Origin of the sequence: Brevundimonas sp. UBA5866 (assembly GCF_002432125.1) — a bacterium.
Classification (GTDB): domain Bacteria; phylum Pseudomonadota; class Alphaproteobacteria; order Caulobacterales; family Caulobacteraceae; genus Brevundimonas.
On sequence record NZ_DJFS01000013.1, the window covers coordinates 1 to 9,040 of the forward strand.

The 9,040-nt window shown below is 62.9% G+C and carries 9 protein-coding genes; 4 read left to right on the forward strand and 5 right to left on the reverse strand.

Annotated elements, in window-relative coordinates; translation table 11 throughout:
• Nucleotides 1–354: 354 nt before the first annotated feature.
• The 3 genes from dnaG to B3H86_RS01145 all read left to right on the forward strand — a co-directional run bounded on the left by dnaG (nucleotide 355) and on the right by B3H86_RS01145 (nucleotide 4,934).
• Complete coding sequence (gene dnaG / locus B3H86_RS01135; protein ID WP_292050724.1) at nucleotides 355–2,232, forward strand: DNA primase; 1,878 nt, start codon at nucleotides 355–357, stop codon at nucleotides 2,230–2,232.
• A 75-nt stretch (nucleotides 2,233–2,307) separates the two neighbouring features.
• Nucleotides 2,308–4,230: an RNA polymerase sigma factor RpoD gene (gene rpoD, locus B3H86_RS01140; RefSeq protein WP_292050725.1), complete on the forward strand. Its 1,923-nt coding sequence runs from the start codon at nucleotides 2,308–2,310 to the stop codon at nucleotides 4,228–4,230.
• 71 nt (nucleotides 4,231–4,301) lie between these two features.
• Nucleotides 4,302–4,934, forward strand: a complete 633-nt coding sequence (locus B3H86_RS01145) for an HAD-IA family hydrolase (RefSeq protein ID WP_292050727.1) — start codon at nucleotides 4,302–4,304, stop codon at nucleotides 4,932–4,934.
• Between the two features lie 44 nt (nucleotides 4,935–4,978).
• Here B3H86_RS01145 and B3H86_RS01150 read toward each other — a convergent pair whose 3' ends face one another.
• The 5 genes from B3H86_RS01150 to B3H86_RS01170 all read right to left on the reverse strand — a co-directional run bounded on the left by B3H86_RS01150 (nucleotide 4,979) and on the right by B3H86_RS01170 (nucleotide 7,030).
• Entirely contained in the window at nucleotides 4,979–5,335 is a 357-nt protein-coding gene (locus tag B3H86_RS01150) for a DUF1428 domain-containing protein (RefSeq protein WP_292050729.1), read from the reverse strand.
• A gap of 23 nt (nucleotides 5,336–5,358) precedes the next feature.
• Entirely contained in the window at nucleotides 5,359–5,844 is a 486-nt protein-coding gene (locus tag B3H86_RS01155) for a VOC family protein (protein WP_292050730.1), read from the reverse strand.
• On the reverse strand, nucleotides 5,844–6,308 hold the full coding sequence (locus B3H86_RS01160) for an SRPBCC domain-containing protein (RefSeq protein ID WP_292050731.1): 465 nt from the start codon (nucleotides 6,306–6,308) through the stop codon (nucleotides 5,844–5,846). Before B3H86_RS01160 ends, B3H86_RS01155 begins: the two co-directional genes overlap by 1 nt.
• Nucleotides 6,305–6,724, reverse strand: a complete 420-nt coding sequence (locus B3H86_RS01165; protein WP_292050732.1) for a VOC family protein — start codon at nucleotides 6,722–6,724, stop codon at nucleotides 6,305–6,307. The genes B3H86_RS01160 and B3H86_RS01165 overlap by 4 nt, the downstream gene beginning before the upstream one ends.
• A 93-nt stretch (nucleotides 6,725–6,817) precedes the next feature.
• A complete protein-coding gene (locus B3H86_RS01170) occupies nucleotides 6,818–7,030 on the reverse strand; it encodes a flagellar hook protein FlgE (RefSeq protein WP_292050734.1) in 213 nt (70 codons plus the stop codon).
• Between the two features lie 218 nt (nucleotides 7,031–7,248).
• Here B3H86_RS01170 and B3H86_RS01175 point away from each other — a divergent pair.
• The coding region (locus tag B3H86_RS01175; protein ID WP_292050735.1) for a DEAD/DEAH box helicase at nucleotides 7,249–9,040 on the forward strand (1,792 nt) is incomplete at its 3' end.

The following is a 9,040-nucleotide window of genomic DNA, read 5'->3' on the forward strand; positions in this document are numbered from 1 at the left end:
AGACCGCGCTGTCGGCGCAGGGCCGCATTGGCCAGCAGGCGCGCATGCAGGGCGCGCGGCGTCAGATTGGAGACGGCGGGGGAACCGGGAACGGCAACGGCATCGGGGCCGACCGGAACCACCGCGGGGGAGGCGATGGTAAAGGGCATAATCTGCACTCAATAATTTTCCACAACCGTTGTGGATAAGTCTGTGTACCGAAGAATCTCGTTCAGAATCCGGCAGTTGTTATCGTAAAGCTGCCGCAAGGCTTACCAAAATCTTAACAGATATGCACAGGCCATAGACCCGTTTTATGGTCGCAAATTCGGCCTGTTGCCCGTAAGGTATGCGCTTGAGTTTCCGGGGCCCGACGTGCGGTTTGACGAACGTTTCATCGAAGAGCTGAAGGCGCGGTTGAGGCCGTCCGATGTGATCGGGCGGACGGTGAAACTGAAACGCCAGGGCCGCGAATACGTGGGTCTCAGCCCCTTTGCCAAGGAGAAGTCGCCCAGCTTTTTCGTCAATGACGACAAGGGTTTCTTCCATGACTTCTCGTCGGGCAAGCACGGCGACATCATCAGCTTCCTGCAGGAGACGGAGCGTCTGAGCTTTGTCGAGGCGGTGTCGCGTCTGGCGGCGGAGGCGGGGATGCAGTTGCCCGCCGAGGATCCGATGGCCAAGGAGCGCGAGGAGAAGCGTCAGGGCCTGTCCGACTGGATGGAGTGGGCGCAGAAATGGTTTGCGGCTAATCTGCGGCGGCAGGTGGGGACGGCGACCCGCGAATATCTGGAAAAGCGCGGCCTGCCGGAGGACCAGTGGGACCGATTCGGTCTGGGCTATGCGCCCAATGACCGCGAGGGACTGAAGAACGCCCTGGTCCAGCGCGGGGCAAAACCGGGTGAACTGGTGGAGGCGGGCCTGCTGATCGCGCCCGAGGGCGGCGGCCAGCCCTATGACCGTTTCCGCGACCGTCTGATGTTCCCGATACACGATGCGCGCGGGCGGATCGTGTCGTTCGGCGGTCGGGCGATGAACCCCGATGACCGCGCCAAATATCTGAACGGGCCCGAAAGCCCGCTCTTTCACAAGGGTGCGACGCTGTATGGCCTGCCCGAGGCGCGGCGCATCCTCGGGGCCGAGAAGAAGGGTGAGCAGGGGATCATCGTCGTCGAAGGCTATATGGATGTGATCGCCTGTCAGCGGGCGGGGCTTCCGGCGGTGGCCCCGATGGGTACGGCGCTGACGGAAGAGCAGATGGAGCGGCTGTGGCGTGTCTCCAGCGAGCCTGTCCTGTGTTTCGATGGGGATGCGGCGGGCCTGAGGGCGGCATACCGTGCGATTGAGCGGGCCTTGCCCCTGTTGAAGCCGGGGCGGTCGTTCCGCTTTGCGCTTCTGGAAGGCGAGCAGGACCCTGATGATGTGCTGCGTGAAAAGGGTGCCCCTGCGCTGCGCCAGATGGTGGCGCAGACCAAGACCTTTTCCGAGGTGCTGTTCCAGCGCGAGGTCGAGGCCGAGCCGCTGGATACGCCCGAGCGCAAGGCGGGCCTGAAGGGCCGTCTGCGGGCGGCGGCGGGCGCGGTGCAGGACAAGGACCTTGCAGAGCAGTACCGCCGCGACCTGTTCGACCGCTTCGATGCCCTGTTCCCGCGCCAGCAGAATGCGCGTCCGCAAGGGGCGAGCGGTGGTTATGGCGAACGCCGCAAATGGGGGTCGGCTGCGCTTCAGGGACAGACCGTTGAAGGCCAGCGGGCGATGCAGGCCCTGTCACGCTCCATCGAGCCGGTGGCGGCGGCGCTGGTGCATGGCGTGATCGAGGATCCGGAGCGTCTGGATGACCATATGGAGGCCATCGCCCGTTACGGTTTTGGCGATCCGGCCCTGTCTGATCTGGCAAAAGAGCTGGTTCGGTTACGTTTCTCTGGGAGGAGCCTTGACTCTGCGGCCCTGCGCCGCCATCTGGCATCTTCGGGTTACGATGTCTTGATGCACGAGGTCGAGAAGGCGGCGGCAAAGTCCGGCGCGCCATTCCTGGCTGCAGACAAGCCCCTCGGCGAGATGAGGACCCTTTGGTCGCAGGCGTTTGATGTCCTGATCCGCGCAGCGGCTCTGGACGAGGCGTTGGCATCCGCAAAATCGGAAGCTCACAAGGCTTTCGATGCCTCGGCATTCGCACTGGTGAAGGCCGAGAGAGATGCGCTGCGCCGGGCCATCAAGACTGGAACAATATGGACCCCATCGGCGTCTTCTTAAGTGAAGAAAGTCGTCGAGTTGCATTTTCGCCGCAGGTGGTAGCAGCAGCCCCTGACGGTGGTGGAGAGAAGTTGAATGAGCGCGCAGAACGAGACGCAGGAAACAGAGGCCCAATCGGATGGTCCGCTGCTTGATCTGACCGATGCCGGCGTCAAGAAGTTCATCAAACAGGCTAAGGCGCGTGGCTATGTCACGATGGAAGAACTGAACAAGGTTCTGCCGTCGGAAGAAGTCAGCGGTGACGCGATTGAAGACACTCTGGCCATGCTGTCGGAGATGGGTGTCAACGTGGTCGAGGCCGAAGAGGACGCGGCAGAGGCGCAGGGCACCGAAGTCGCCAATGCTGCCGAGACGGCCGTTGCCGAAACGCCTGCCAAGTCGGCCTATGACCGTACCGATGACCCGGTGCGGATGTACCTGCGCGAAATGGGTTCGGTCGAACTGCTGAGCCGCGAGGGCGAAATCGCCATCGCAAAGCGGATCGAAGCCGGTCGCGACGCCATGATCTCGGGTCTGTGCGAAAGCGCCCTGACCTTTGAAGCCATCATGGTGTGGCGCGAGGAACTGGCCAACAACCGCATCCTGCTGCGCGATGTGATCGATCTGGATGCCACCTATGGCGTGCTGAACCCGTCGTCACTGCCGCACAACCAGCCCGATCCGTCCGAAGAGCCCGAAGAAAAGCCGGAAGGCGACGGTGATGAGGACGACGAGGACTTCGACGACGGCGCCGGTCTGTCGATCTCGGCGATGGAAGCCGAGCTGCGCGACGGCGTGATGGAAGTTCTGGATGCGATTGCCGCCGACTTCGGTGGCTTCCGCAAGCTGCAGGACAAGCTGGTCGAAAGCCGCCTGAAGGGCGAGGAACTGGCTGCCAAGGACCAGAAGGCCTATGAGGCTCTGACGACGGCCATTTCGGACCGTCTGAAGACGATGAAGCTGAACAATGCGCGTATCGAGTCGCTGGTCGAGCAGCTCTACGCCATCAACAAGCGTCTGATCGGTCTGGAAGGTCGCCTGCTGCGTCTGGCCGACACCTATGGCATTTCGCGCCCCGAGTTCCTGAAGGCCTATTTCGGTTCGGAACTGGATCCGAACTGGGCCGAGCAGATCAAGGAAATGGGCGTGCGCTGGACCAAGTTCAGCGAGAACGAAGCCAACCAGATCGCCAAGATCCGCGCCGACGTTGCCGCCATCGCCACCGAAGCCGGACTGCCGATCGACGACTACCGCCGCATCGTGCAGATGGTGCAGAAGGGCGAGCGCGAGGCCCGTCAGGCCAAGAAGGAAATGGTCGAGGCGAACCTGCGCCTCGTGATCTCCATCGCCAAGAAATACACCAACCGCGGCCTGCAGTTCCTGGACCTGATCCAGGAAGGCAACATCGGTCTGATGAAGGCCGTCGACAAGTTCGAATACCGCCGCGGCTACAAGTTCTCGACCTATGCGACGTGGTGGATCCGTCAGGCCATCACCCGCTCGATCGCCGACCAGGCCCGTACCATCCGTATTCCGGTGCACATGATCGAGACGATCAACAAGATCGTCCGGACCCAGCGCCAGATGCTGCATGAGATCGGCCGCGAAGCGACGCCGGAAGAACTGGCCGAACGTCTGGCCATGCCGCTGGAGAAGGTCCGCAAGGTCCTGAAGATCGCCAAGGAGCCGATCTCGCTGGAAACGCCAATCGGTGACGAGGAAGACTCGCACCTTGGCGACTTCATCGAGGACAAGAACGCGGTCCTGCCGATCGATGCGGCCATCCAGTCGAACCTGCGTGAAACCACCACGCGCGTTCTGGCCTCGCTGACCCCGCGTGAGGAACGTGTCCTGCGTATGCGCTTCGGCATCGGCATGAACACCGACCACACGCTGGAAGAAGTCGGCCAGCAGTTCTCGGTGACCCGCGAGCGTATCCGTCAGATCGAGGCGAAGGCTCTTCGCAAGCTGAAGCACCCGTCGCGGTCGCGTAAGCTGCGTTCCTTCCTCGACAGCTAAGCCGGATCACGGCAAAGGGGCGGTGGTAAGAGAACGCCGCCCTTTCTTCTCTGCCTTGATCAAGGACGCGAATGACGACGCCAAAACTGGTCATCTTTGATTTCGACGGGACCCTGGCCGATACCTATGGCTGGTTCCTGTCGATCCTCGACGACGCCATCGCGCGCTTCCGCCTGTATAAGCCGCAGCCGGAAGAGCTGGAGGCCATGCGGGGTCTCTCGGCGCGTCAGGTGATGACCAAGATGAAGGTGCGGCCGTGGAAACTGCCGGCCATCGTGCGCCATACTCGCCGCGAGAAGTTGAAGGCGGCGGGCACCACCCAGCTGTTTGACGGTATTCCCGAACTGCTGCGCGACCTGCGCGCCGCGGGGATCAAGGTGGTGATCGTCTCATCCGACACGACCGAGTCCGTGCGCCAGATACTGGACCGCGAAGGTATCGAGGTTGACGGTATGAACTGCGGGGCCTCGCTGCACGGCAAGACCAACAAGTTCAAGAAGGTGCTCAAACAGATGGGCGTGGACGTCAAGGACGCGGTCAGCGTCGGCGACGAGATACGCGACATCGATGCGGCCAAGCCGATCGGCCTGCGCTCGGGCGCTGTGTCATGGGGCTATACCCTGCCGGAGGCCCTGGCCAAGCATAACCCGACCTATCTGTTCGCGGATGTGGCGGATATGCGCCGGATACTGATCGGCGAATAAGATTTAAGGGCGGCTCCTGCGGGGCCGCCCTTTGTTCTTGGGGCTTAGTCCGTATGGGCGGTGAAGATGGTTTCAAACCCGCCATAGATCATCCGTTCCATGTCGAATGGCATGTCCATGTCCTGCATTTCAGGATCGGTCTGCATGGCCTCCCACGCCGCGTCGCAGGTGGCGCGGTCGGGCCAGACGACCCATGAGAAGACGACGGACTCATCCTCTTTCAGCTTCAGCGCCAGCGGGAAGCTGGTGATCTTGCCGTCAGGCACATCCACGCCCCAGTTTTCAACCAGCGCCAATGCTCCGAGACGTTTGAAAATGGGCCATCCTGCTTCGGAGGATCGACGAAAGCGTTCACGGTCGGTCGATTTGGCGGCGGCCAGATAGCCGGTGACGTAACTCATACCATGCGTCTCCAGTTTGACGGTCAGGGAAGGGTGGATACCGCGCGCTCGAGAGTGGCGATGTCGATCTTGTGCATCGTGTTCATGGCCTCGAAGGCCGCCTTGGCACGGGTGGGGTCACCCAGAAGATCCAGCAGGCGGCGCGGGGTGATCTGCCAGTTCACGCCCCAGCGGTCCTTGCACCACCCGCAGGCGCTTTCGGCGCCGCCATTGCCGGTGATGGCATTCCACAGACGGTCGGTTTCGTCCTGATCGTCGGTGATGATCATGAAGCTGACGGCTTCGGTCTGGGGAAAGACGGGACCGCCGTTGAGGCCGCTGAACAGCCTGCCCATCAGTGTGAACTCCACCACCAGTTCTTCACCTTCAGCGGTCGAGGGATTGGCGGCAGGTGCGTGCACAATATGGGTGATGCGGCTGTCGGGCAGGCCCAGCGACATGTAGAACTCGGCGGCCGCCCGGGCCTGACCGTGGTCGTACCAGATGCAGGTCAAAAGGGCTTCGGCCATCAGCTGTTGCCTTCGCGGGCAAGCTTTTCGGCAACTTCGGCCAGTTGATCGGCGGCCATGCCCCAGCCCTGTTCAAAGCCCATGTCGCTGTGCTTGGCGGCAGCGGCGTCGCTCCAGTGGCGGGCTTCGGCGGTGTAGCGGGTGCCGGTGCCTTCGGGCTCGAAGCGGTCAAAGCGGACGAAGGCCATATCGTCGGCCTGCGGCTCCCATCCTTCGGTCATCGCGCCGGTGGTGACGAGAAGGCGGGCGGTGCGCACCTCCAGAACCACACCCTTGTAGCTGTGCAGCTCGCCTTCGGGAGAGCGCATCACCACATTGGCCCGACCGCCGGGTGTGAGAGCATAGTCTACGACGGGCGTCGTCCACGGTCTTGGGGTGAACCACTCGGTCGCATGATCGGTAAAGGCGATCCAAACCGTTTCGGGCGGGGCGTCTATATAGCGGTTGATGCTGAGGACTGTCATGGCTGGCCCTGCGGCGGTATGGCGGCGGGGTCCATCCAGAACAGCTCCCAGATGTGGCCGTCGGGGTCGGCGACGCTGCGGCTGTACATGAAGCCGTGGTCCTGTACGGGATTGGGGTCGGACATGCCACCGGCCGACGGGGCGGCGCTTGTCAGGCGGTCTACGGTGTCGCGGTCATCGAGGTTGAGCGCACAAAGGACCTGACAGCTGGTATGGGCGTCGGGAATAGTGCGGTCGGTGAAGGTGCGCCACTTATCGTGCGTCAGCAGCATGGCGTAGATGGTCTCGGACCAAACCATGCAGATGGCGGTGCTGTCGCTGAAAGCCGGGTTCTTGTTCCAGCCCAGCGCCTTGTAGAAGGCTTCCGTCCGTCCAAGGTCGCTGGACGGCAGATTGATGAAAACCATACGCGCCATTTCTGCTACCCCTGTTATCTCAGTAAATGAGATTGGCTTTAGTTTTGCCGTAGTTTGGCGCGGGGATGGCCGCCTTTTATTCGGCGGCCTTGATCAGGCCTTGGTGTCGAGCAGACGGCCCATCATGGTGTCGGCGGTGCGGGTGACGGCGAGGCTGGCCGAGAGCTGGGTGCGGGCGGCGGCGGCCTCGGCAGAGCCGGTCTGGACGTTCTGGAGAGGGGCCACAACCGTCTTGCGGGCAATGGCTTCAAAGCGGTCTACGGCGGCCTGTGGCGCGACGGTGGTCGTGGGCAGAGATTGCAGCATCGAACTGTTCCCGACTGCGCCCTTGGGGGTGGGCGACTGGGGCCAGATTGCCACGCTTTCGACCAATGGGGAATGAAGGAAGATGGTGAACGCCGATTTCGCCCCACCGTAGCCTTGTTTCGTGTATAGGGACGACCGTTCGCCCGGCTTGAGGAACTCGTCCTTGGCCGGGCGCGGTCGTTCTAGGCCGCACCAAGTTCTATTTAGATCGTATATCCATGCCATTTCCAGCCGTTCATCCTGCGTTAGACCGCGCTCTCTCCAAGAAAGGGTACGCTGAACCGACTTCGGTTCAGGCTGCCGTGTTGGAAGTCGGGCATGGGGATGCAGATCTGCTGGTATCGGCGCAGACGGGCTCGGGTAAAACCGTAGCCTTTGGTCTGGCCGCTGCCTCTACACTCTTCGACGGCGAAGAGAACCTCGGTCAAGCCGGCGCTCCGCTGATGCTTGCTATTGCTCCAACCCGCGAACTGGCCCTGCAGGTCGCCGCCGAGCTGTCGTGGCTCTACGGTGAAGCCGGTGCCAAGATCACCACCTGCGTCGGTGGCATGGATTCCCGTAAGGAAGCCCGCGCCCTCAGCTTCGGCACGCACATTGTGGTGGGTACGCCCGGCCGTCTGAAGGACCACATCGACCGTGGTGCCCTGGACCTGTCGGCGGCGCGCGTCATCGTACTCGACGAAGCCGATGAAATGCTGGACATGGGCTTCCGCGAGGACCTCGAGTACATCCTCGAGCAAGCGCCGGAAGACCGTCGTACCCTGCTGTTCTCGGCCACCATCGCCCGTGACATCGCTGTTCTGGCCAAGCGCTATCAGAAGGACGCCGTGCGTATCGACACGGTGGACCGCAGCCAGCCGCACAACGACATCGAATACCGCGCCATGCGCCTGTATCCGAACCAGATCGAACATGCGGTCGTGAACGTGCTGCGCTATTTCGAAGCGCCCGCCGTGCTGGTCTTCTGCTCGACCCGCGCCAGCGTGAACCACCTGCAGGCTGCCCTGCTGGAGCGCGGCTTCGGCTCGGTGGCCCTGTCGGGTGAGATGGGCCAGCGCGAGCGTAACGAAGCCCTGCAAGCCCTGCGCGATGGCCGTGCCCGTGTCTGCGTCGCTACCGACGTGGCCGCCCGTGGCCTCGACCTGCCGGACCTCGGTCTGGTGATCCACGCCGAACTGCCGATCAACAAGGCCACCATGCTGCACCGTTCGGGCCGTACGGGCCGCGCGGGCAAGAAGGGCATCTCGGTCATGCTGGTTCCGGCCTCGCGCCGCCGCAAGGCTGAAATGCTGCTGCACTCGGCCGGTGTCGAAGCCGTGTGGTCGGCTGTGCCGAGCGCCGAGGAAATCCTCGAGAAGGACGAACAGCGCCTGCTGGCCGCGCCGATCTTCACCCAGGAAGCCGACGAGGACGATGCAGGCCTGATCGCGCAAATGGTCAAGGAGCGTACGCCGGAAGAACTGGCCACCGCCGTGATCAACATGCTGCGCAAGAACCTGCCGGCACCGGAAGAGGTGAACGATCCGGGCGAAGGTCCGCAGCGCAAGCGCCGCGAGGACGGTGCCTTCGAAAAGGGCGCTGCCGGTCCGTTCGACCGCCTGTCGTCGGAAGAGTGCAGCTGGTTCCGCATGGACATCGGCCGCAACCGCAATGCCGATCCCAAGTGGCTGATCCCGATGATCTGCCGCATCGGTGGCATCACCAAGCAGCAGATCGGCTCGATCAAGACCTTCCCCGAAGAGACCCGTTTCGAGATCGCAAACACCCACGTGGATGCCTTCGCCAAACTGGCCCAGATGAACACCGAAGAGGCGAACATCACGCCTTCGGAAGCCCCGCACGCGGGCATGTTCAAGGGCAGCCGCGACCGCAATTTCGGTGACCGCGAGGGTGGGCGTCCGCCGTTCAAGCGCAAGCCGTTCGGTGACCGCGACCGTGGCGAGCGTGCGGAGCGTCCGCGCGGCGAGTGGAAGGAACGCGGCGAGTTCAAACCGCGCGAGGGCGGTGACC